This window comes from Nitrosomonas marina, from assembly GCF_900110145.1.
GTDB lineage: Bacteria > Pseudomonadota > Gammaproteobacteria > Burkholderiales > Nitrosomonadaceae > Nitrosomonas > Nitrosomonas marina.
This window is the reverse complement of the sequence record NZ_FOCP01000003.1, coordinates 111,586-136,044: the sequence shown is the minus strand read 5'-3', so window position 1 is coordinate 136,044 and position 24,459 is coordinate 111,586. Positions and strand designations below refer to the sequence as shown.

Sequence of the window (24,459 nt, the reverse complement as noted above, 5' to 3'; positions counted from 1 at the left end):
ACAATAGAAGAATTCAGAAACAATCCGGACAGACAAAGATGATACGACCTGAAATAGTGCGACTGGAGAAACCGTTATGTTGCTAGAGTTTTCGCAATGGTTGGCTCAGGATATACGCGCATTCAATGTTTTCAGCTATATTACCTTGCGTACTATGCTGGCGGCATTGACCGCTCTCGCAATCTCATTCTTGATTGGACCGATCATGATCCGTAAGCTCACAGCCTATAAAATCGGCCAATCGGTTCGTGACGACGGTCCACAAACACATTTGATTAAAGCAGGCACGCCGACAATGGGCGGAGCTTTAATTCTCGTTGCAATTGTGTTGACAACTTTGCTATGGGCAGACTTGGGCAATCAGTATATCTGGGTTGTGCTTTTGACTACGCTGGGATTTGGCATTATCGGCTGGATTGATGATTATCGTAAGGTCGTTTACCGGAATCCAAAGGGGTTGTCAGCTCGTAACAAATTTTTCTGGCAATCAGTTATTGCATTGATTGTGGCATTGTATCTTGCGTTAACAGCCGAATTGCCCGAACAGACAGCAATGATTGTGCCTTTTTTCAAGGAAATCGCAATTCCGCTGGGCATGGCCGGCTTCGTCGTTTTGACGTATCTGGTTATAGTCGGTACCAGTAATGCAGTCAATCTGACAGACGGACTGGATGGTCTGGCTATTATGCCGACAGTAATGATTGGCGGTGCCTTGGCAATATTTGCTTATGTGGCAGGCCATGTTGTTTTTGCAAACTATCTTGGTATTCCGTATATACCGAATGCCGGAGAATTGTCGGTTTTTTGCGGTGCCTTGGCGGGTGCCGGACTGGCATTTCTTTGGTTTAACACATATCCGGCAGAAGTGTTTATGGGGGATGTCGGCGCCTTGTCTCTGGGCGCGGCACTTGGTGTGATTACTGTAATTGTCCGACAGGAGATTGTGTTAGTTATTATGGGCGGCGTATTTGTGATGGAAGCGCTGTCAGTTATGTTGCAGGTGGCTTCGTTTAAACTGACCGGGCGGCGTGTATTTCGAATGGCGCCGCTGCATCATCATTTCGAATTAAAGGGATGGAAGGAGAATCAAGTCGTTGTAAGGTTCTGGATTATTACCATTATTCTTGTGTTGGTGGGTTTGTCGACATTAAAGCTAAGATGAATCTGAAGGGAAGGCATGTGCTGGTACTGGGTATGGGTGAAACAGGGTTGTCAATAACAAAATGGATGATTCGCCAGAACGCAAAGGTGCGTGTGGCGGATAGCCGTTGCAGCCCCCCGAACATAGCTGTTCTTGAAAATATGAAACCTGTAGTTGAAATATTCAGAGGTGCTTTTGATGAAAAGATTTTTGACGGCATTGAGTTGATCGCCATGAGTCCGGGTGTGCCGATGGCTGATCGGCTCGTCCAACAGGCTATAGCGCGTGGTGTGCCGGTTGTGGGTGACATGACATTATTTCAATGGGCGTTGAATCAATCTGGAATCGTAAATTCAAGAATCATCGCAATAACCGGAACAAATGGAAAAACAACGGTAACCGCAATGGCGGGAGCCATGCTGATACAGGCTGGGTATGATGTCGAAGTAGCAGGAAATATAGGGCCTGCGGTACTGGATACATTAATGAGGCGACTTGACAATGGAAAGCTGCCAGATCTGTGGGTTCTCGAGGTGTCCAGCTTTCAATTGGAATTGACGGTACACCTTAATGCGGATGCGGCGACTGTGCTAAATCTGAGCGAAGATCATCTGGATCGTTATGCGCACATGCAAGATTATGCCAATGCAAAAGCCAGAATATTCAAACATGAACAGCATGGCGCAGGTATACAGGTACTGAACCGGGATGATGCCGGTTCAATGGCCATGGCGTCAATGGAGAAAAGGCAATTGACATTTGGGTTAAGCGAACCGGAGACACCGATGGATTTCGGTATCGTTCACAATCATGGTGATGACTGGATAGCAGAAGGTGATGTGTTGTTAATGAGAGTTTCTGAGCTCGGTGTGAATGGTTCCCACAATGCTGCTAATGCTTTGGCTGCTCTGGCACTGTGCCGTGCACTCAATGTGCCTGTTGATCCTTTGGTAAACTCGCTGCGGGAATTCAGAGGCTTGCCGCATCGCATGGAAAAAGTGGCATCTTTAAATGGTGTGACGTTTATTGATGATTCCAAAAGTACCAATGTTGGTGCAACGATTGCCGCGCTTAATGGCCTGCCTCAAAAAGTGGTGTTAATCGCCGGTGGTGATGGCAAGGGTCAGGATTTTTCCACATTGCATGCTGCAGTTGCTGCGCAGGCACGTGCTGTTATCTTGTTAGGACGCGACGCGGACAGGATCGCGGAAGCTATTGATGGCTGCAAGGCGCCGGTTTTGCGTGCGGCTACCATGCAAGAGGCCGTCCAGAAGGGTTTTTTACTGGCACAAAAAAATGATGTAGTGCTTCTGTCACCTGCATGCGCAAGTTTTGACATGTTTAGGAATTATGTGCACCGCGCGGAAGTATTTGTTGCAGCAGTCAGGGATCTTGAAACAAGAATGTGTGATTTCGGAGAGAAGAGACATTAGAGATGATTTATCGGATGAATCATACCCCGTCTTACAGTCTGCCCGAGTTTGATCAGGCTTTGATATGGTCTGTTCTGTTTTTGCTGGGTATCGGATTGGTGATGGTCTACTCTGCGTCTGCTGCCATAGCTGAAGCACAGTTTGGTAGCGATCAATCAGCGCATTATTTAGTACGTCATGTGATCTATTTGTTGCTAGGTATAGTGTTTGGTGCTGCGGCTTTTCAAGTCCCTGTTCATATCTGGCAGAAATATGCCATTTTTTTGCTACTGGCTGGCATGTTGCTGCTGATATTGGTGCTGTTGCCAGGTGTCGGGCGAGAAGTCAATGGCAGTCAACGATGGATTTCGCTGTATGTGGTGAATCTTCAGCCTTCAGAAATGATGAAGTTGTTTATGATTATCTACGCGTCTGATTATGTAGTACGCAAAGCGGCCGAACTGAATTGCTTTTATAAGGGTTTCTTACCGCTGTTCGCGTTGATTGTCGTTATGGGGTTTTTGTTGTTGCAGCAACCGGATTTTGGTGCTGCTGCAGTGATTACAGTGTTAACAATCGGCATTTTGTTTCTGGGTGGCGTCAGCATAAAAATATTTGCTGGACTTTTGAGTTTGTCAGCAGTCGCCATGTTTGTGCTGATCTATGTGGCCAACTATCGCTTGGAAAGAATAATCGGTTTTATGGATCCTTGGGCTGATCCGCTCGGTAAGGGCTATCAGCTCAGTCATGCTTTGATTGCATTTGGGCGAGGTGAATGGTTTGGGGTTGGATTAGGTGGCAGCGTGGAAAAATTATTCTATCTGCCCGAGGCGCATACCGACTTCCTGCTGGCTGTATTGGCTGAAGAACTTGGTTTTGTGGGTGTGGCTGTTGTAATTGCGTTGTTCGCGATTCTGGTAGCGCGTGCTTTTGCGATAGGGCGTCAGTCTGCCAGACTGGAATGTCACTTTGCTGCACTAGTGGCCCAGGGTATTGGTTTGTGGATCGGTATGCAGGCCATTATTAATATGGGTGTAAATATGGGTGTATTGCCAACCAAGGGATTAACGCTGCCACTGATGAGTTTTGGAGGCAGCAGCATTACGGCGGTATGTTTTGCCCTGGCTATATTAATGCGGATTGATTGGGAAAACCGGCAACGATTACGTGGAGTGCAAAGGGACGATGCATGGCATTCAGCGTGAATTCGGACATATATGATGGCACAAACCATTTTGATAATGGCAGGTGGTACAGGGGGACATGTTTTTCCTGGTCTGGCTGTTGCGGATTATCTCAAGTTGTCTGGTTGGCGGGTTGTTTGGCTGGGTACTAAAGCGGGTATGGAAAACAGATTGGTAGCAAAACAAAACTATGAAATCGAAACTATTGATTTTGCAGGCCTACGGGGAAAGCATGCGATGACCTGGATGACTCTGCCGTTTCGACTGCTGCGGGCAATGATGCAAAGTATGCGGATACTGCGCAGGGTACGACCTGATGTGGTGCTGGGTATGGGTGGCTATCCTGCGTTTCCTGGCGGAATGATGGCTTCTTTGCTGAATATACCTCTCATTATCCATGAGCAAAATTCCGTACCGGGTTTGACCAATAGAATACTGGCAAAACTGGCCGACAAGGTGCTCCTGGGTTTTCCGGAAGCAATCAAAGGGGATCCGGCAAAGGTAATTGTTGTAGGAAATCCGGTACGTGAGGAAATTGCCGGGATGGAGCCGCCGGAGCAGCGATTTAGTGGTCGTAGTGGTGTACTCAGGCTATTGGTGGTTGGTGGCAGCCGAGGAGCGCATGTGTTGAATAAAGTCGTGCCTCAAGCATTATGTATGTTGCCTGAGAATCAACGGCCGACTGTCGTTCATCAGGCCGGAGAAGGCAATCTGGAAGCGCTGCGTGAAAAATATGTGACTCTTGGAGTGAAAGCCCAGCTAACGGAATTCATTGATGATATGGCGGCGCAATATGCTGCTTGCGATTTGGTACTGTGCAGAGCGGGTGCACTGACGGTTTCAGAATTGGCTGCGGCTGGAGTTGCGAGCATACTGGTACCCTATCCCTATGCTGTAGATGACCATCAGACGGCTAACGCTCGATTTTTGAGTAAACATCAGGCAGCCGTTTTAATGCCGCAAATCGATTTGAGTCCGGAGAATCTGAGGAATGTATTGAAAGGGTTTACGCGCGAAAAGCTGCTGGCGATGGCAGACGCGGCACGCAAACAGTCAATGCCGGGCGCAACCAGGCAGGTTGGGCAGATCTGTATTCAGCCAAACGAGGTGTCGTCATGAGACATAAAGTTAGACATATTCATTTTGTAGGCATCTGCGGTGCCGGAATGAGCGGAATTGCTGAAGTGATGCTGAATCTGAAATACCAGATCAGCGGTTCAGACCTATCAGATAATTGGGTGGCACAGCGGCTCAAAGGCCTTGGTATAAAAGTTTATATTGGTCATGCTGCTGAGCAGATCGCTGGTGCCGATGTAGTGGTGACCTCGACGGCAGTCAAACCGGATAATCCGGAAGTGATTGCAGCACATGAAAGAAATATACCGGTCGTGCCACGTGCGTTGATGTTGGCTGAATTGTTACGGTTAAGGCGTGGTATTGCGATAGCAGGAACGCATGGCAAAACTACGACGACCAGTCTGGTGGCCAGTATATTGGCAGAAGCAGACATGGATCCGACATTTGTTATTGGGGGTAGATTAAAAGCTGCCGGTTGCCATGCGAGACTTGGCAGTGGCGAGTTTATAGTAGTTGAGGCGGATGAATCTGATGCCTCATTCCTGTATTTGCAGCCCGTTCTGGCGGTTGTGACCAACGTAGATGCGGATCATATGGAAACTTACGGTCATGATTTTAACCGTCTGAAACAAACTTTTGTCGAGTTCATGCACCATCTTCCTTTTTACGGTATGGCGATCTTGTGTATCGATGACGCCAATGTGCGTGCCCTCATGCATGATATTACCAAACCGGTTACTACATATGGGTTTTCTGAAGATGCCCAGATTCGAGCCCTTGATACTGAACATCATAACGGTCAGATGCATTTTACAGCTTTGATTGGTGTAAACGGGTCAGCACGCAGGCTACCGATTCATTTGAATTTGCCAGGTCTGCATAATGTACAGAATGCGCTGGCAGCTATAGCTGTGGCGAATGAAATTGGAGTACCCGATGCAGCAATCACTAGAGCACTATCGTCTTTTAAGGGTGTTGAGCGGCGTTTCCAGTATTATGGCGAGATTCGCTTGTCCAGACAGCGAAGCTTTGCACTGATTGATGACTATGGTCATCATCCAGCTGAAATTACAGCGACCCTGGATGCGGCACGAGGCGCTTTTCCCGGTCGACGTCTTGTATTGGCATTCCAACCCCATCGCTACACACGAACCCGCAATTTGTTTGAAGATTTCGTCAAGGTGCTTTCTCGGGCGGATGTGTTATTGCTCGCGGAAGTGTATTCGGCCGGCGAAGAACCGATTGTTGCAGCGGATAGTAAGTCTCTGACGAGGTCGGTACGTGTCAAGAGGAAAGTTGAACCGATATATAACGCAAACGTAGAGGAGTTGACGGCGGCTATTTTAGATGTGGCCGAAGATGGTGATTTGGTGCTTGTGATGGGGGCTGGGTCAATTGCTAAGGTCGCGCCCGAAATTGTAAAAAAGCAGCAGAAGTTGATGATTATCAATGAATGACTGGTGTCTAGACAAACTAGAGGAAGCGTAGCTGATGCGCGCAGTATTTCAAATGTACAGACAAAAAACTTGCCGCCCGTCAGAAACCAGTGAGGCGAGTTTATACGGTGTATCTGGTGAAATTCGGATCAATGAACCGATGAGCCGCCATACCTCCTGGCGTACAGGAGGCAATGCGCGCAGATATTATTTACCGGTTGATCTGGAAGATTTGAGCGTATTTTTGCAAAAGCTCCCAATCGATGAACCGGTTTATATGGTTGGGCTGGGCAGTAATCTGCTTGTGAGGGATGGTGGTTTGTCTGGAACCGTGATTGCAGCACATGCCCGGCTAAATGATTTGCGAATACTGGATCGTGATCAAACCGGCGGACTGGTTTACGCAGGCGCAGGGGTAGCTTGTGCAAAGGTGGCGCGTTTTGCAGCCAGGAATCAGCTTGCCGGCGCAGAATTTCTGGCCGGTATCCCTGGAACGATCGGTGGTGCATTGGCAATGAATGCAGGATGTTATGGCACAGAAACCTGGCGGCTGGTTGAGCAGGTCAGAGTGGTTAAACGCAGTGGAGAGATTGGATTACGGATGCCTGATGCATACACAATCGACTACCGCAGCGTGACATTGAAAACTGATTCCGATAATCAATCAGAATGGTTTGCCGGGGCTTATATCAGGTTGAAATCAGGTGATGAATCAGAGTCGAGGGAAAAGATCAGGCGCCTGTTGGCGTTGAGGGTTAGCAGTCAGCCATTGAATAAGCCCAACGCGGGTTCAGTATTTAGAAATCCTCCAGGTGATTATGCTGCACGTTTGATAGAGTCATGTGGGCTCAAGGGCTTACAAATTGGTGGCGCAATTGTTTCTATCAAGCATGCGAATTTTATCCTGAATACAGGGCACGCATCAGCTAATGATATTGAAGGGTTGATCTTGATGGTCAAGGATAAGGTCGAGCAGGAAACAGGAGTGGCTTTAATACAGGAAGTACGGATTATCGGTGCAGCTGGGAGAGGAACATAATGACTGAACAGGATTTTGGCAAAGTGGCGGTGTTGTTTGGGGGATGTTCGGCTGAGCGTGATGTTTCACTGCAAAGTGGACATGCTGTACTTGAAGCGCTGCGTCATAGTGGTGTGGATGCGCATCCGTTCGATCCGGGAAGAAAGTCATTGGCGGCGTTAGAAGATGAACAGTTTGATAGGGCTTATATTGCTTTGCACGGACGCTTTGGTGAAGATGGCACAGTTCAGGGTGCGCTTGAATTGATGCGTATCCCCTATACAGGCAGTGGCGTAATGGCCAGTGCACTGGCTATGGACAAATGGCGTACAAAATTGATGTGGCAGGCGGTAGGTGTTGAGTCTCCGCGCAGTATGTTGCTTACAGCGCATAGTAATTTTGAAAAAGTTGCACAAGCGCTTGGATTGCCATTGATTGTCAAACCGGTGCGCGAAGGATCTACCATAGGCTTGAGCAAGATCGACCATATCAAAGATATTGAAACAGCATATCGCCTGGCAGCAGAGCATGACGCACTGGTGCTCGCGGAAGAATATATCGCTGGCACCGAACTAACAGCGGCAATACTTGGCGAAATGCCGCTGCCACTGGTCAGAATAGAAGTTGCAGGAGAATTGTATGATTATGAAGCCAAATATATTTCTGACAAGACCCGTTATTTCTGCCCCAGTGGTTTGCCGGAAGATCAAGCAGGATTGATACAGGCCCAAGCATTGCTTGCCTATCAGACAATCGGCTGCGAAGGGTGGGGACGTGTTGATCTGATTTTAAGTGAAGATGGCCGATTCTATTTTCTTGAAGCGAATACCTCTCCTGGTATGACAAGTCATAGCCTGGTGCCCATGGCGGCTAGAGCTGCAGGTATCGATTTTGAAGAGCTGGTTCTGAAGATATTGAGTTTGTCGCATGTGGGATAGTCACCGATTTCTGAATTTTGTGTCAAATATGCTGTTTCTGATGACGGCGGTAGCTGTAGTTTTTTTTCTAGTGCAGCACTATGGTTTGCCGCGTTTTTTGCCATTGAAAACCGTATATATCCAGGGAATGGAGGCTGACCGTGTTGAATTCAAACATATTAACCGTGAGCAGATCAAAAAAATTGTGCAGCATCATGTGCAGGGAAATTTTTTGTCTGTAGATTTGGTTGCAGTCCGCGATGCTTTCATTGGTTTGCCGTGGGTGCGGGATGCCAGGGTGGAACGGAGCTGGCCGCTAGCGTTGAATATCAGGCTAGAAGAACATCAGGCGCTGGCTCATTGGGGTAGTCATGCTCTGGTAAATACGTACGGCGAAGTATTCCGTGTTGTATCAAATGTAAAGATGCCAGTTTTTACAGCGCCTATGGAAGCAAACTCACAGGAAATCACACGGCGCTACCGACACTTCAATAAGGTGTTGGCACCATTACATCAATCAATCGCAGAAATCAATTTATCTTCTCGGCATGCATGGCGATTGCAATTGAATACGGGGACAGTTCTTGAATTAGGCAGGTATGAAGTTGATAAACGGTTGATGCGGTACGTTTCAGTCTACAACCACAGCATAGCGCACTTAAGTCAGGATAAGCCGCTCGCATATGTGGATTTACGCTATACCAATGGATTTGCAGTATATATGCCCGAAGCAGAAAAACCATTGAAAGGTAAGAATACATTAAAGAAAGAAACTTGAAATCAGGGAGATGTGACTAGATGGGTAGAGCTAGGGAAAGTAGAAATCTGATCGCCGGGCTAGATATTGGCACCTCTAAAATTGTAGCGATTGTTGCGGAAATACTGCCGGAAGGAGGGGTTGAAATTATTGGTTTGGGCAGTCATCCATCCCGTGGTTTGAAGAAAGGTGTGGTCGCAAATATTGAAACGACTGTCAATGCCATTCAGCGTGCGCTGGAAGAGGTTGAATTAATGGCGGATTGCAAAATCAATGAAGTCTTTACCGGAATTGCCGGCAGCCATATTAAAGGGATCAATTCTGATGGTATGGTGCCAATCAAGGATAAGGAAGTCACCGAAGCGGACGTCGAGCGCGTAATGGAAGCCGCCAAAGCCGTGAATATACCAGCCGACCAGCAAATTCTGCACATCCTGAATCAAGAATTCATTATTGATGGTCAGGAAGATGTACGTGAGCCTGTGGGTATGAGTGGTATTCGTCTTGAGGTGAAAGTGCACATTGTTACAGGGGCCGTGTCGGCAGCCCAAAATATTGTTAAATGTGTACACCGCTGCGGACTTGAAGTGCGTGATTTGATTTTGCAACCACTGGCTTCGGCGATGGCCGTACTTACTGAAGACGAGAAAGACCTGGGTGTCTGTTTGGTTGATATTGGTGGTGGCACGACTGATATAGCAGTATTTACTAACGGTGCTATTCGCCATACTGCCGTGATCCCAATAGCTGGTGATCAGATTACAAACGATATCGCGATGGCGCTACGTACACCGACCAAGAACGCTGAAGATTTGAAATGTCGTTACGGCTATGCACTGAGAAGTTTGGCAGATACGCGAGAAATGATTGAAGTGCCAGACGTCGGCAATAGAGGCTCGCGCCAGCTTTCCGTACAAACGTTGGCGGAAGTGATAGAACCGCGTGCTGAAGAACTCTACACCATGGTGCAGGCCGAGTTGCGGCGCAGTGGCTTCGAGGAATTATTGTCATCCGGTATTGTGATCACAGGTGGAAGCGCTTCTTTGCGCGGCATGGTGGAGTTGGGCGAGGAAATCTTTCATATGCCTGTGCGTTTGGGGGTGCCTAATTATAAAGGGAACTTGCAGGATGTCGTGCATACGCCGAGGTATTCGACCGGTGTGGGGCTCATTATGACGGGTATTGAACACATCAGATTACATCAGCATTTGCGGTTACAAGGTGGTTCGGCAAAACAGATTTTTTCCAGGATGAAAAGCTGGTTTCAAAGAAATTTTTAGCTGAATAATTTTATATATTAATGTTTTTTCATTGGTTTTTGTCATACTGATCTAAAGGAGGGGTGCTATGTTTGAAATTATGAACAACGAAACACAGGAAGCAATAATCAAGGTAATTGGGGTAGGCGGCTGTGGATGTAATGCAGTCGATCATATGATCCAGAACGAAATGAAAGGCGTGGAATTCATTAGCATGAATACTGACGCGCAGGCATTGAAGAATACTAAAGCAGATATTATTCTTCAGCTAGGATCAGGGATAACCCGGGGCCTTGGCGCTGGTGCCAATCCTGATATCGGACGCGAGGCAGCATTGGAGGATCGAGACCGCATCGCTGAGATGATTCAGGGTTCCGACATGTTGTTTGTGACTGCGGGAATGGGCGGTGGTACGGGTACTGGTGCCGCGCCGGTTGTAGCGCAAGTAGCCAAGGAAATGGGTATTCTTACAGTTGCTGTGGTCAGCAAGCCGTTTGCATTTGAAGGCAAACGCTTGAAAGCGGCACAGTTGGGTATGGAAGAATTGTCACAGCATGTCGATTCATTGATCGTGATACCGAATGACAAGCTGATGGCGGTTCTTGGTAACGATATCAGCATGCTGGATGCATTCAAAGCCGCTAACGATGTTTTATATGGCGCTGTTGCAGGCATCGCTGAAGTAATCAACTGCCCCGGCCTGGTAAACGTTGATTTTGCAGATGTTAAAACGGTTATGTCTGAAATGGGTATGGCCATGATGGGCTCGGCTTTTTCAACGGGTGTTGATCGCGCGCGCATCGCGGCTGAACAGGCGGTAGCAAGTCCGCTGCTTGAGGACATTTCGCTCGCCGGGGCACGCGGTGTGCTGGTCAACATTACCGCGAACTCATCATTAAAAATGCGAGAAGTTCACGAGGTGATGGGTACTATTAAAGAACTGACAGCCGAAGACGCAACGATTATTATCGGTACTGTCATTGATGAAAACATGAATGAAGATCTGCGTGTTACCATGGTTGCGACTGGTTTGGGTAATGTTCATAATCAGAGCAAAAAGCCATTGTCAGTCGTTCACTCCCGCACGGGTACCGATGATCGGGAAGGGTTCATGACTTCGGATGATCCCGCTGTGATAAGAACTGGAAGAAGGAATGATGCAACTGTAGCCGCTATGCGTCAATCAGGTGTTGATCCAATGGATATACCGGCCTTCTTGAGAAGGCAGGCAGATTAAACATACCTTGTAACATAAAAAACTTATGCGTTTCTGGAACATCACAATATTTAGTATATAGTCGCGATTTAACTGTTCCAGAAACGATAATATTGAGACGCATGTATACAGATACAAATTTTTTCTTATTGACACTTGAAGAGTTTTGGTGTCGTATTACGAAATCATAAATCTCGCAATCAAACGACACAGGATTTCTAATATGCTCTCCATTGAAAAGCCGGCAATTCATTTGCTGGCTTTTTTATTTGGCGGAAGCGTCAATGATCCGAAAAAATTGTAAAGTCGGCTGTATAGCTATTGCTGTCTTTCATCAAACTGTTTTCCAGTTTATTTATTCTGTATAAAAGGATGTTTAGCCTCTTATTTGAAGAATAATAGTATCTCAAAATTAAGATTATTTTTTCAATAAAGGTTAATTTCTTTTCCAAGCGATAGGATATGTATTGCTCTTTTCTACTGCAGATATCCAGTAATTCCACGACGTATAAGTTAAACAGAACAATTATTTGAATTTAATTCAAGAAATCTGTGGTTTGAATTTTTCTTTAGAATGCTAAAAATGAAAATATTATTGTGTAAGAAAGATTCTATTAAGGCATAGAACGATTACACAGCTGTATGTCTTTGCAAGAGAAATGCCATGAAAACTTTAAAATCAGAAATATTGAGAGTCATCCAGGCTACGTTTGATGCAGCCCCGGGTGCTCAATATTTAAATAGTTTTGTGAACTATATAGAAAAGTCGAATGGTTCCACCAAGCATTTAGTAAATGCATTAGTTAAAACTGATGCATTTAAGCAATCTAGGTATTCCGACACATTAACGAATAATGAATTTGCAACACAGTTTGTAGAAAATATCGTCGGATCTCTTGCAAGTGCTGAAAATAAGGCATGGGCAGTATCTGAAATAGAAACAATGCTGACAAAAGGTTACAGTCGAGGGGATGTAATCCATGACGCCGCAATGTTTCTTGCTTCGAAAGAATCGTCGGATACGGATTGGGGTGCTGCAGCGCTACAATTTAATAATAAAGTGGAAGCGGCGCGTTATTATTCTATTGAGAAAAATGGACCGGCTACCGACTTAAGTGTTCTTCAAGGAATCACAGCTAGTGTTACAAACGTAATCGATACGGTAGATGATATAAAGCGTATTTTAGATTCTGAGGTTTCTGGCAAGGTAATTGACGGGTATATTAAAAGCGCAACTATATTTGCAGATTTAAATGGCGATGGTGTGCTGAATGAAAATGAGATCAGCACAATAACAGACAATTTTGGTAATTTTTCTTTAGCTGGAATTGAAGCATTTGGTAATCTGATTGCTGCCGGAGGGATCGATATTTCAACCGGTAAATCTTTTGAAGGAGGTCTGTCCGCGCCTGCGGGATCGTCAGTGGTTTCACCGTTGACAACACTGATATATGAAATTGTCCATAATAATGCACTTTCTGTAAATCAGGCTTCCGCAATTGCGCTAAGAACGCTGTCACTAAATGAAAATATTGACTTAGTGAATTTTGACTCAATTAAGGAAAGTATACGTTCCGACACCGATGCTGCCACTCAAGAAATTGCAATACTTGTTCAAGTAACTGCAGGTCAAATTAATACCCTGGTTGGTTTATCTGCTGCTCTGCTGAAAGGTGTTGGAATTACAACTAATGAAGATGATGCCATTAATTTAGTTTATAAGGTATTTGCTACATCTTTAGTAGATACAAAAATAGATGGCTGGTTTGATTTAACTGCCAACAATGATATAGCGCAAATTATACAAGGCTCAATTTTAGAAAAAAATGCTGATGATACACAACGGCTACAAGGAGAGCTGTTATTAGCAGATGTCTCTCAAGCTATCGCAAATTTAAACAAAGCGATTGCGGACGTGTTATCAAACAAAACTGATGCTGGCTTGACTCTTAATAATTTAGCAGCACTACAAATAGTCGCTGAAAATATAGAGACAGCTATTGAAGCAAATGCATCAACAGGTGATCTCATGAGTGTCCTGGCCAAAACAGTTGGTGTGAATTTAACACGTGCAGTAGATACAGCCAGAACTGTAGTAAAGGATGTAGATGGAAACGGCACATTTGATGCAGTCAAAAATCCTAATTCCGGTAATTCCGGTAATTCAGGTAATTCAGGTAATTCTACTCCCAGCGGAACATTTTTAGTCAGTGAGGCTAATGGAATTGTAACATTCGGTGGGACGGCTAGCGGAAATATTACAATTTCCTGGAGTGGTGTTGCTGGTAATTCGGTTGCCTCGTTCACTCGGGGAGGCGTTAAAGCTGGAGCAACAGTTGATTTTTTAGAATCAGCAAAAAAAATTGTCTTGGCGTCTGGACAAACATTAGGAGGCCCTGCTTCTAATTTTTCTGGATTGGTAATTGATGGCGTTGGAAATCTTATTTTAACCGGCGATTCAACTGTTTCAGAACTAGCTGTCATTGATTATAGTGCTTTACTCGGTTACGTTATATATAGTATTAAAGATTCAATTTTGGCAATTGTAGGTGCGCCAATAGCTGTGCTTGACTCAGCAACAGATATTACTGCTGTTGATGCTATAACAATATCACAGGCAGCCACTATCGAAGCAGCAACAAACAGTGGCGTCAACGTTTATGATATCACTGATACAGCGGAGAATTTAGTAGCGTCATCAAATGCACAATTAAAGTTGGCAGGAACGGTCACAGCGAGTACCGCAGCGACGATAGCGCAGGCAACCACGATAGCAGGATTTGCGACCGGCGTGGTTTACAGCGTCAGCGACGTGGCCGCGAACATAGCCGCGGGTGCGGGCCTGAACGAAGCGGTCAACATCACCATCACCGATGACGCCACCATCGCGCAGGCGACGACGATCGAGAACGCCGGCAACTCCGGCAGCAAGTCGGTTGCGACGATAACCGATACAGCAGCAGCGATTGCTGCATCGAGTGATGCGGTTCTTGCCAACGCGGCAGGCGCGGTCACGGCGAGCACGGCAGCGACGATAGCGCAGGCAGCCACGATAGCAGGATTTGCGACCGGCGTGGTTTACAGCGTCAGCGACGTGGCCGCGAACATAGCTGCGGGCGCGGGCCTGAACGAATCGGTGAACATCACCATTGCTGATAGCGTAACAGCAGCACAAGCTAAAACTATTGATGATGCTGGAAATAGTGGCGTTAACTCATATGCTGTAAGTGATACTTTCGCCAATATAACTATGGCGACTAATGATTCAGCTGTTGCTGCGGCTACAACTATTACGGCAACTGGTAGCACGTCAATAAACGATACACAGCATGATGCAATTGCTGGCAAAACTACGGCGACAGGCTCAAACACGCTAACAGTGACTGATGTTGCATCAATCACTGCTATTCCTTCAGTTGAAACCTATATTTTAGGTAATTTTACAAATAATATAACGTTATCTGATTCAGGTCATTCCATAACAGGTGGAAGCGGAACTGACACAATTGTTGGCGGCAGCGGAGTCGATACGATTACAGGTGGTGTTGGTGCAGACATCATGAGCGGAGGGGGGTGGTGCCGATACGTTTATGATAGGAGCTGCTGATTCAAGTAATACATCTTTGGATACGATATCAGACTATACAGCGGGCACAGACATATTGGACATGGAAATTATACCAACGTCATTGGTAGCAACGAATGGAAGTGATTTTAGTACAGCTAACGATGTTAACTCAACTGGCACCACATCTAGCAGTTTAGAGACTGATATTGCAACGGCCATTTCAGCACAAAGGGGCGTGAATTCTAATTTCTGGAAGCAAACGGGGGATACTATTGTATTTAAACTGTTAGGAGCATCTGTTGCGGGTAATGACATAACCTATGTTGTTCAGCAGCAAGCAGGAGGTGGTAGTGGTAATCAGTACATTGATACCCGAGATACTGTTGTCGCCTTGGTTGGTACTTCAACCGCGCCAAGTACTCTTGCTGATATGGGTGGAATTTAATTCGCGAAGCTTATATTTGATGTGAGAGAAATTCAAAAGCTAGTCCTTAGTTGGTTTTTGGGATTCTTCCATTGGGTGGGGCCAGAAATGTTTCATGGCAAGAAAAGTAAATGAAGCAGACCAGGTAATCATAGCAAGTCCAACCAGTCCTTCTGCGGCACTCAACATACGCACGGCACCGACCGGCAATAAATCACCAAAGCCTACTGTGGTATAGACGACTGATGAATAATAGATGTAATCCAGTAAGTTGCCACTGTCCAGATTAGTTATATGTCCTAAATCCAGAAGCACGTGCATGATCATATAGCCAACGGCAAACAGAATGATCTCAATGACATGTGCTGCGAGCAGACCCAGCATGACAATGAGCATACCAATCCGTTTATGAACATGAAAGCCAACAGCATGGCCTAAAAGCCGCAGGGCTTCGTAATGCAACACTACACAACAGATGACGATGGCACTTGAAATGAATAAAGCACTTAAATGATCGGTATATTCATACATAACGATATCGATGAAAAAAACTTATGGTTATAGCGGATGTCCTGATATAAAGTGACTGCAAAAACTGTTGATAAAATTGCAGATGTAAATGTGCGGATCAGGTAATGAAATCCAGTAATCGTTGTGATTGTCAAATGGAGACGATTCGTTGTCAATAATCTATGACATGTAGCCTGTAATAGTATGTATTGTCTATTGCTTGCAGCCTGGACAGCTGGCCACATCTTTAGCAAGGCTGTTATATCATTTTATAGTTTCGTATTTATTATTTATGACCGAATGTAATACAGATGATTGTTTGCATGACGAAGCTAACCTTTCATCCTCAGAAAATATAATTAATAATCTGGTTGAACAGACCAGTCGTTGCGTCTCATGCGGTCTGTGTTTACCGCATTGTCCGACTTATCGTTTACTGGAATCCGAAGCCGATTCTCCACGCGGGCGTATTGCGATTATCAATGGTGCTGTAAAGGGCCGTATTCCGATGAATGAAAAATTCAAATTGCATCTCGACAGATGTCTGGCTTGCCGGACGTGCGAGGCAGTCTGTCCCAATCACGTGGCTTATGGTCAAATAATAGATGAGGCACGTAGAATAATCCGAAAATCAGAAACTAGTCATGGTGAGGAAAATTCTGCAAAGACCGGCCAGTTGCAGCTGTTACGTTTGTTGAGTATTCTGGCTATGCGGCCGGAATGGTTTGACCGTTTGCGCTGGTTGCTTTATTTATTTAAAAAATGTGGCGTATTGTCTGCAATACACTGGGTGTTGCAGCATGTTTCTCGAAACCGGTTCGGCATGCAGACTGTATTGACGCAACTCCCGCCAGTGGTTTTTCCTTTTACAGGGAATAAATCCAGTGTCAGTGTTTCAAGCACATGGCGAGATTTTTATCCCGCAATCGGTGAATCAAGGGGTACAGTGGAGTTGTTTCTGGGATGTGTCGCGCGTTTAACAGATGCTGCGACATTAAATGCCAGCATTTATGTACTGAACCGATTCGGTTACAGTGTGCGTGTGCCATCAACACAAACCTGTTGTGGCGCATTGCATCAGCATGCTGGTGATGCTGACAAAGCGGCACAACTTAGGGCTAAAAATATGCAGGCCCTTGGGTCGTCTGATGCAATAGCAATCATCAGCGTGGTCTCAGGTTGCGGTGCGCAGCTCAGTGAGTATACAGACACGCTAACAAACAGTGAGGGGAAGAAAGGTGATGGACGTGTTCAATTTTCGGAGATATGCGATATCAGTAAATTTCTGGCAGCTACTCAAGGATGGGATCAACTTGCGATTGCGCCGTTGACAAAAAAAGTGGCTGTTCACGATCCATGCAGCTTACGCCATGTACTTGGAGACCATGATTATCCATATCAAATCATACAAAAAATTCCGGGTGCACAGTTGGTTTTTTTGACGGATAATGATCAGTGTTGCGGGGCCGCGGGTACGTACTTTATCAGACAACCTGAACTGGCCGGCAGGTTGCTGGATGGTAAAATAAACGCGGTAAAGCAATGCGGTGCTGAGATACTGGTTACTTCTAATGTGGGTTGTGCCATGCATATAGCAACGCGGTTGCGTGAAAGCGGTTCTGAGATTGAGGTAATACATCCTGTTACATTGTTGGCACGTCAAATCCAACAACTGGATAATCAATAATCAAGACTGTTTATCAAGATTGTTTTTTTATTCTACAGAACACAAAGCAGGAAGAAGGCGATGATGAATATTGATAAATTAATCATAGGGTTTGATAGCGCGTTGCGGACACTGTTCACTCCGGCTCATACCGCCAGGCCAGTACCCGGAAGTGATTTGCAGGAACCTGATTTGACCGTTCCCGAGAAGGATTTGTCAGCTGCGTTGATGCGTATTAATCATGTCGGAGAAGTCTGTGCACAGGCACTATATCAGGGACAAAGTCTTACTGCACGCAATGAAGCAGTGCAGCAGACCTTGATGAAAGCAGCGCGCGAGGAAACTGAACATCTGGCTTGGACAGAGCGACGAATCGAAGAACTTGGAGGACGAAAAAGTTTCCTGAATCCGTTATGGTATGGTGGTTCGTTTACGATTGGAATGCTGGCTGGTGTCATGGGTGACAAGTGGAATCTGGGATTTCTGGCCGAGACTGAAAAGCAAGTGGGCGAACATTTATCAGGACATCTGCAGCGTTTGCCGCAGCATGATATCAAAAGTCGTGCCATTGTGGCACAGATGCAGATTGATGAAGCCAGTCATGCAACAATGGCATTATCAAATGGCGGTGCGGAATTGCCTTTGCCCATTAAATTTGCAATGAAACTTAGTTCCGGCGTGATGACTCAAACAGCATATTGGGTTTGAAAATTTCTTCAGCCTGCTGAAGTGGCTCGGCTCATAAGGGTTATTAAAATGAAAAACGAGTTCGTCATGGAAAATATCAATTTAACACATCATTTCCTGATAGCTATGCCGGCCATGGAGAATTCCTTTTTTTCCAAAACAGTAACTTATATATGTGAACACAATGAGCGTGGGGCTCTGGGACTTGTCATCAACCGACCGATGGATTTGTCTCTGACCAATCTGTTCAAACAATTGAGTATTGAGATCAAAGATCCTTTCCAATATGAATCAATCGTGCACTTTGGAGGGCCTGTGCAGATTGACTGTGGTTTTGTTTTGCACCAGCCGCTTGGTGAGTGGCAGTCTACCTTGTCGATAAATGAAAAATTAGGACTCACAACGTCGCTGGATATTTTAAAAGCGATAGCAAGCGCTGAAGGACCGGATCAGATGCTCGTTGCAATGGGTTATGCGGGCTGGGCTGCTGGTCAGCTTGAACATGAAATGGCGCAGAATGCATGGCTGTCGGTACCGGCTTCGCTGAATGTCATTTTTGATTTGCCCTCGGAAGAAAGGCTAACAGCGGCGATGAAGTTAATTGGCATCGACTACACCCGACTTTCCAATGATGTCGGTCATGCATGACAAACTGTTACATGCGCCTTGAAAATACGGAGAAATGACCGACAAATCAGCAAGTTCATCCGGCTTAGTATTTAATGCAGGCCAATTGCCTGTAGATTTGTTGGCACAAGGAACGGTGCTCGCATTTGATTTCGGACAAAAACGTATAGGTGTCGCTGTCGGAGATACTGCTCTAGGGTTGGCGCATCCGCTGACAACCATTGACAGCGAGAAAAACGAACAGCGATTTGCTATGATTGGCTCGTTAATTGAGAACTGGCAACCGGTACTATTGGTGGTCGGGCTGCCCAGTTACATGGATGGTTCCGCACATGAGATGACACGATTGAGCCAGCGTTTTGCACGTCGTTTGGCCGGGCGCTTTAACATTCGAGTGCTTTTGGTGGATGAGCGCTATACTTCCAAATCAGCGTGTGCCGCTTTGCAACAAGCGGGGGTATCAACCAGAAAGCAGAGACAATACTTGGATCAGGTTGCTGCACAGCATATACTTCAGTCTTTTTTTGATGAAAACTATGTGCAACATACCACTGCCTGACGCGGAGAGTCTGTTTGATCGACTGATTGATCAAATTCGCACCGACAGCGACAACTGTTCTGCTTTAATCGGAATACATACCGGTGGAGCCTGGCTGGCGGAACGCCTGCATCATGAGCTTTCGGCAACGCAATCCCTGGAACCGCTGGGACTGCTCAGCGTATCGTTCTATCGGGATGACTTTGATAAAATTGGCCTGCATGCGCAGGTCAAACCTTCTGAAATCCCGTTTAATGTCAATGGCGCGCATATTTTGCTGGTTGATGATGTTTTACAAACAGGACGTACTATACGTGCTGCCATCAATGAACTGTTCGATTACGGCAGGCCGGCATCCATAAAACTGGCAACCCTGGTTGATCGTGGGGATCGTGAATTACCCATTTGCGCGCAGTATACTGGAACTGAACTGCACCTGCCTGAAGAAAAGATTTTAGTGTTTAACCGGGATTTGCAAGGACGATTTAGTCTCAGTCTGGAAAACAAAAAAGGTGTGGTAAACGGTGGGGAAAATTTGCAGGCATGATCAATCGAAATCCGCAATTGAATAAGCACCGCAAACTACAGCATCTGCTGACAACCGAAGGGCTTCCGGTAGAGATTCTTTTGCAGATACTGGATACAGCTGAGACATTTGTGGGAGTGACCGAGCGGGATGTCAAGAAAGTACCATTGCTACGCGGAAAATCTATTTTCAATCTTTTCTTCGAACCAAGTACACGCACACGGACAACTTTTGAAATCGCTGCCAAGCGATTGTCCGCCGATGTGTTTAATTTGAACATAGCCGTCTCAGCTCAATCCAAGGGCGAGACCTTGCTTGATACGGTGAATAATCTGGCGGCCATGGACGCCGATATGTTTGTAGTCCGGCATTCACAAAGCGGGGCTGCGCATTTGATAGCGAAACATGCACGGCCTGGTATTCATGTCATTAACGCCGGCGATGGCCGTCATGCTCATCCGACGCAGGCGTTGCTTGATATGTTTACTATTCGTCGCTTTAAGCGCGAGTTTCACAATCTGCGCGTTGCCATTGTAGGCGATATTCTGCATTCAAGAGTAGCGCGTTCCCAAATTCATGCATTGACCACTCTTGGCGTTCCGGAAGTGCGCGTGATCGCCCCGAAAACCCTGTTGCCCAGTAAGGTGGAGCGTCTTGGTGTGCATGTGTTTCATGATATGAGAAGCGGGCTTAAAGATGTCGATGTTTTGATGATGTTGCGATTGCAAAAGGAACGAATGCAAGGCGCATATTTACCGAGTCCTGAAGAATATTTCAAGAACTACGGGCTAACGCCGGAAAAATTGTCAATGGCCAGACCCGATGCGATCGTTATGCATCCAGGACCGATGAACCGTGGCGTGGAAATTGACTCATCAGTTGCTGATGGCGGTCAGTCAGTCATTTTGCCGCAAGTGACATTCGGTATTGCGATTCGTATGGCGGTGATGTCAATTCTGGCAGGCCAGCAAGTTTAGCAATCTAAAACTTTAAAAAAAACAGTGTTCAGATGAAAATTCACATCAGAAATGGCCGTTTGATTGACCCTGGAACCGGTATGGACGCAATTCTGGATGTCTTTGTCGTTTCAGGTAAAATTCTTGCTGTTGGCGAACCACCTGCTGCATTTCAGCCGGATAATATTATAGAGGCTGATGGCTTGGTAGTGTGTCCGGGTCTGGTTGATATGTCGGTGCGTCTGCGCGAACCAGGTCTGGAATATATGGCGACTCTGGAATCTGAAATGAATGCCGCTGTGGCTGGTGGTGTGACAAGTTTTGCCTGTCCGCCGGATACCGATCCGCCGCTGGATGAACCCGGTTTGGTGGAAATGCTCAAGCACCGCGCCAAAAACCTGAATCAGGCGCATGTTTATCCTGTAGGTGCGTTAACACAGGGACTCCTGGGTGAACATTTAACCGAAATGGCGGAATTACGCGATGCGGGGTGCGTTGTATTTGGGCAGCCCGATGGCATGATAGCCAACCTGAGGATATTAATGCAGGCAATGCAGTATGCATCGACATTTGGTTTCAGTGTGTGGCTGAGCCCGCAGGATATGAATCTTGCACACGAAGGCGTTGCGCACGATGGCGAAGTTGCTACCCGCTTGGGCTTGCCGGTTATACCGGTATGCGCGGAAACAATCGCAATTTCGAATATCATTCTGCTGGCAAAAGTAGTGGACGTGCATATTCATCTCTGCAGAATTTCAAGTGCCGAAGGTCTGGCAATGGTGCGCGCTGCCAAGCAACAAGGTTTGTCGATTACCTGTGATGTATCAATCAACCATCTTCATTTGTCGGATATGGATATCGATTATTTCGATGCTAATTGTCACATTATTCCACCTTTGCGAAATATCAGTGACCGTAATGCATTGCGCAATGCCTTGTGGGATGGAACAATAGATGCAATCTGCTCAGATCATGCACCGGTTGACGAAGACGCCAAACTGCTGCCGTTTGGTCAGGCGGAGACTGGCGCGACAGGTGTGGAATTATTGCTGCCGCTTACTTTAAAATATGGCATGGAAATGAAGCGTCCGCTTGTTGAAGTACTGGCTGTAATTACGAACAAGCCTGCTGCAGTATTGGGTATAGATGCAGGACATTTGACACCGGGCGCGTCAGCGGATCTATGCATTTTCGATCCGGAGACTTATTGGAAAGTGACGGCAGGCGCATTATTGAGCCAGGGAAAGAATACACCGTTTATGGGCATGGAAGTGCCAGGAAAAGTCAGGTATACCTTAATCAATGGTAACATTGTCTACCAATCATAGCTTTAACCCTAAATTGTTAACGAAATTTAACTCCAGCATATGAATACGCCATCTAATCCATTACTCGATTTTTCGGGATTGCCCCGTTTTGATGAAATCAATACAGCACATGTAACGCCTGCAATTGAAACCTTGTTAACTGAAAACAGATCAACTATCGACAGCATTCGAAATGATTCCAATGCACCCACTTGGCAGACATTTGTGCAACCCATGGTGGATGCCAGTGAACGTTTATCGCGCGCCTGGGGGCAGGTTTCGCATTTGAATGCGGTCATGAATACGCCCGAGTTGCGTGAAGTTTACAATAAGAATCTGCCACTGATCACCCAGTTTTACGCCGAGCTTTCTCAGGATCAGCGTTTATTCGATAAATTCAAGCAATTGCGGGCAAGCGCCGAGTTCGACATGCTCAGTCCGGCGCGCAAGAAAATTATTGAAAATGAACTCAGGGATTTTCGTCTGGGAGGAGCGGAACTGCCGCCGGAAAAGAAACAGCGTTTTCTCAAGATTCAGGAGACTTTGTCGGAGTTATCGTCAAAATTCAACGATAATCTACTTGATGCTACCAATGCTTTCTCGTTAGTGATAGATAATCAGGAAGAAATTTCCGGTATACCGGAAGATGTGCTGCATACCGCAAAGCAACTGGCTGAAAAAGATTCCAAAAAAGGCTGGAAATTCACGCTGCATATGCCATCGTATCTGCCCATACAGCAGTATGCGGATAATCGAGCCTTGCGTGAAAAAATGTATCATGCGTTTTATACCCGTGCCAGCGAGTTTAGCAAGCCAAGCAGCGAGTCGTCAGATACAAGCTGGGACAATATGCCAATAATAAAAAAAATACTTGAATTACGAGAAGAAGAAGCAAGGCTGTTAGGGTACAAAAATTTTGCTGAAGTATCGCTGGCCCCCAAAATGGCTACATCGCCAGAGCAGGTACTGGGTTTTCTCCGGGAACTGGCTGGCAAGGCCAAGCCTTATGCCGAGAAAGACCTGCAGGAACTGCAGCAGTTTGCAACAGAAACGCTGGGCTTGCCGAAGCTGGAGGCTTGGGATATTCCGTATGTCAGTGAAAAACTGCGCCAGGCGCGATACGCTTTTTCAGATCAGGAGGTCAAACAGTATTTTCCTGAAGACAAGGTTCTGCCGGGCATGTTCAAGCTTGTTGAAGCGTTGTATCGTATCTCGATTGTACCTGCTGATTCCATAGAAATCGGTCAAACGGTGCAATACTGGCATCCCGATGTCAAATTGTTCGACATTTTTGATGCCAGTGGTGACCTGATAGGACGGTTTTATATTGATTTGTATGCGCGTGATACCAAACGCGGCGGGGCCTGGATGGATGGTGCGATTGCACGTCGACGTATTGATTGCGAGCGCGGCGGTCATGTGGTGCAGATACCCGTCGCCTATCTGACCTGCAATTTTTCTGGACCAGTATCGATTAATGGTCAGCAAAGACCGGCGCTGTTTACGCATAATGAGGTAATTGTGCTGTTTCACGAGTTTGGTCATGGCCTGCATCACTTGCTAACCCAGGTGGACGATCTGAGTGTTTCCGGTATTAACGGTGTTGAGTGGGATGCAGTGGAACTGCCCAGCCAGTTTATGGAAAATTTTTGCTGGGAATGGGATGTACTAAAGGAGATGACGCGGCATGTCGAAACCGGGGAACCGTTGCCGCGGACGCTGTTTGATAAAATGCTGGCTGCCAAGAATTTCCAGAGCGGTATGCAGATGGTGCGCCAGATAGAGTTTGCCCTGTTTGATATGCATTTACATTATGATTTCGATCCTCACGGTGATAAATCCGTATTGCAGCTACTTGACGAGGTGCGCCGGGAAGTGGCCGTTATTACGCCTCCTGCATATAACAGATTTCCTAACAGCTTTGCGCATATCTTTGGCGGTGGCTATGCGGCAGGCTATTACAGCTATAAATGGGCAGAGGTGCTGTCAGCGGACGCTTACGGTCTGTTTGAAGAAAACGCATCGAACAATTCGATCGGAGTGATGGACGCGAAAACCGGCTCACGCTTTAGAGATGAGATTCTGGCCATGGGTGGCAGCCGGCCAGCGCTCGAATCATTCGTTGCTTTTCGAGGTCGTGAGCCGCAGATGGATGCGCTTTTGCGTCATAACGGAATGACGGTATGATTCCGATATCCGATATGAATGCATACGCTTGGACAGAGGACTGCAT

General features: G+C 46.3%; 21 protein-coding genes. 20 read left to right on the top strand and 1 reads right to left on the bottom strand.

All coding sequences use genetic code 11. The annotated features are described in order from the left end of the window. The first annotated feature begins 76 nt into the window (after positions 1 to 76). The 12 genes from mraY (at position 77) to BMX44_RS03215 (ending at position 15,430) form a co-directional block, all read left to right on the top strand. Complete coding sequence (gene mraY / locus BMX44_RS03270; protein ID WP_090627948.1) at positions 77 to 1,162, top strand: phospho-N-acetylmuramoyl-pentapeptide-transferase; 1,086 nt, start codon at positions 77 to 79, stop codon at positions 1,160 to 1,162. Continuing rightward, entirely contained in the window at positions 1,159 to 2,574 is a 1,416-nt protein-coding gene (gene murD, locus BMX44_RS03265; protein WP_090627946.1) for a UDP-N-acetylmuramoyl-L-alanine--D-glutamate ligase, read from the top strand. The genes mraY and murD overlap by 4 nt, the downstream gene beginning before the upstream one ends. Before the next feature lie 2 nt (positions 2,575 to 2,576). Further along, a complete protein-coding gene (ftsW, locus tag BMX44_RS03260; RefSeq protein WP_090627944.1) occupies positions 2,577 to 3,758 on the top strand; it encodes a putative lipid II flippase FtsW in 1,182 nt (393 codons plus the stop codon). Between the two features lie 15 nt (positions 3,759 to 3,773). Continuing rightward, on the top strand, positions 3,774 to 4,856 hold the full coding sequence (gene murG / locus BMX44_RS03255) for an undecaprenyldiphospho-muramoylpentapeptide beta-N-acetylglucosaminyltransferase (RefSeq protein ID WP_218143913.1): 1,083 nt from the start codon (positions 3,774 to 3,776) through the stop codon (positions 4,854 to 4,856). Further along, on the top strand, positions 4,853 to 6,271 hold the full coding sequence (murC, locus tag BMX44_RS03250) for a UDP-N-acetylmuramate--L-alanine ligase (RefSeq protein WP_090627938.1): 1,419 nt from the start codon (positions 4,853 to 4,855) through the stop codon (positions 6,269 to 6,271). The genes murG and murC overlap by 4 nt, the downstream gene beginning before the upstream one ends. A gap of 34 nt (positions 6,272 to 6,305) precedes the next feature. Then, positions 6,306 to 7,289, top strand: a complete 984-nt coding sequence (murB, locus tag BMX44_RS03245) for a UDP-N-acetylmuramate dehydrogenase (protein ID WP_281246234.1) — start codon at positions 6,306 to 6,308, stop codon at positions 7,287 to 7,289. Continuing rightward, positions 7,289 to 8,206 carry a D-alanine--D-alanine ligase gene (locus tag BMX44_RS03240; RefSeq protein WP_090627937.1) on the top strand — a complete coding sequence of 306 codons (918 nt, stop codon included), beginning with the start codon at positions 7,289 to 7,291 and terminating at the stop codon, positions 8,204 to 8,206. The genes murB and BMX44_RS03240 overlap by 1 nt, the downstream gene beginning before the upstream one ends. Next, positions 8,196 to 8,963, top strand: coding sequence for a cell division protein FtsQ/DivIB (locus tag BMX44_RS03235; RefSeq protein ID WP_090627936.1), 768 nt, complete (start codon positions 8,196 to 8,198; stop codon positions 8,961 to 8,963). The genes BMX44_RS03240 and BMX44_RS03235 overlap by 11 nt, the downstream gene beginning before the upstream one ends. Before the next feature lie 20 nt (positions 8,964 to 8,983). Beyond that, the gene (gene ftsA, locus BMX44_RS03230) at positions 8,984 to 10,222 is read left to right on the top strand and encodes a cell division protein FtsA (RefSeq protein WP_090627933.1); all 1,239 of its coding nucleotides are present in this window, start codon (positions 8,984 to 8,986) and stop codon (positions 10,220 to 10,222) included. Between the two features lie 67 nt (positions 10,223 to 10,289). After that, positions 10,290 to 11,438 (top strand): cell division protein FtsZ, encoded by a 1,149-nt coding sequence (ftsZ, locus tag BMX44_RS03225; RefSeq protein ID WP_090627930.1) that lies wholly within the window; start codon positions 10,290 to 10,292, stop codon positions 11,436 to 11,438. 643 nt (positions 11,439 to 12,081) lie between these two features. Then, positions 12,082 to 15,024: a beta strand repeat-containing protein gene (locus tag BMX44_RS03220; protein ID WP_090627928.1), complete on the top strand. Its 2,943-nt coding sequence runs from the start codon at positions 12,082 to 12,084 to the stop codon at positions 15,022 to 15,024. Positions 15,025 to 15,085: 61 nt separating this feature from the next. Next, positions 15,086 to 15,430 carry a hypothetical protein gene (locus BMX44_RS03215; RefSeq protein WP_143056875.1) on the top strand — a complete coding sequence of 115 codons (345 nt, stop codon included), beginning with the start codon at positions 15,086 to 15,088 and terminating at the stop codon, positions 15,428 to 15,430. A gap of 39 nt (positions 15,431 to 15,469) precedes the next feature. On the opposite strand, the gene BMX44_RS03210 is transcribed toward BMX44_RS03215, so the two are convergent. Next, on the bottom strand, positions 15,470 to 15,940 hold the full coding sequence (locus BMX44_RS03210; protein WP_090627922.1) for a potassium channel family protein: 471 nt from the start codon (positions 15,938 to 15,940) through the stop codon (positions 15,470 to 15,472). A gap of 271 nt (positions 15,941 to 16,211) precedes the next feature. On the opposite strand from BMX44_RS03210, the gene BMX44_RS03205 reads away from it, so the two are divergent. From BMX44_RS03205 to BMX44_RS03170, 8 genes are all read left to right on the top strand, one after another. After that, the gene (locus BMX44_RS03205) at positions 16,212 to 17,606 is read left to right on the top strand and encodes a (Fe-S)-binding protein (protein WP_090627919.1); all 1,395 of its coding nucleotides are present in this window, start codon (positions 16,212 to 16,214) and stop codon (positions 17,604 to 17,606) included. Positions 17,607 to 17,666: 60 nt separating this feature from the next. After that, positions 17,667 to 18,293, top strand: coding sequence for a 2-polyprenyl-3-methyl-6-methoxy-1,4-benzoquinone monooxygenase (coq7, locus tag BMX44_RS03200; RefSeq protein WP_090627916.1), 627 nt, complete (start codon positions 17,667 to 17,669; stop codon positions 18,291 to 18,293). A gap of 66 nt (positions 18,294 to 18,359) precedes the next feature. Next, positions 18,360 to 18,920, top strand: a complete 561-nt coding sequence (locus BMX44_RS03195) for a YqgE/AlgH family protein (RefSeq protein ID WP_090627913.1) — start codon at positions 18,360 to 18,362, stop codon at positions 18,918 to 18,920. A gap of 34 nt (positions 18,921 to 18,954) precedes the next feature. Beyond that, positions 18,955 to 19,458 (top strand): Holliday junction resolvase RuvX, encoded by a 504-nt coding sequence (gene ruvX / locus BMX44_RS03190; RefSeq protein WP_090627910.1) that lies wholly within the window; start codon positions 18,955 to 18,957, stop codon positions 19,456 to 19,458. Further along, positions 19,427 to 19,984 (top strand): bifunctional pyr operon transcriptional regulator/uracil phosphoribosyltransferase PyrR, encoded by a 558-nt coding sequence (gene pyrR / locus BMX44_RS03185; protein WP_245738810.1) that lies wholly within the window; start codon positions 19,427 to 19,429, stop codon positions 19,982 to 19,984. The genes ruvX and pyrR overlap by 32 nt, the downstream gene beginning before the upstream one ends. Continuing rightward, positions 19,981 to 20,940: an aspartate carbamoyltransferase catalytic subunit gene (locus BMX44_RS03180; protein ID WP_090627904.1), complete on the top strand. Its 960-nt coding sequence runs from the start codon at positions 19,981 to 19,983 to the stop codon at positions 20,938 to 20,940. Before pyrR ends, BMX44_RS03180 begins: the two co-directional genes overlap by 4 nt. A 32-nt stretch (positions 20,941 to 20,972) precedes the next feature. Beyond that, on the top strand, positions 20,973 to 22,247 hold the full coding sequence (locus BMX44_RS03175) for a dihydroorotase (protein WP_090627901.1): 1,275 nt from the start codon (positions 20,973 to 20,975) through the stop codon (positions 22,245 to 22,247). Between the two features lie 39 nt (positions 22,248 to 22,286). Next, positions 22,287 to 24,413, top strand: coding sequence for a M3 family metallopeptidase (locus BMX44_RS03170; protein WP_090627899.1), 2,127 nt, complete (start codon positions 22,287 to 22,289; stop codon positions 24,411 to 24,413). Positions 24,414 to 24,459 lie beyond the last annotated feature (46 nt).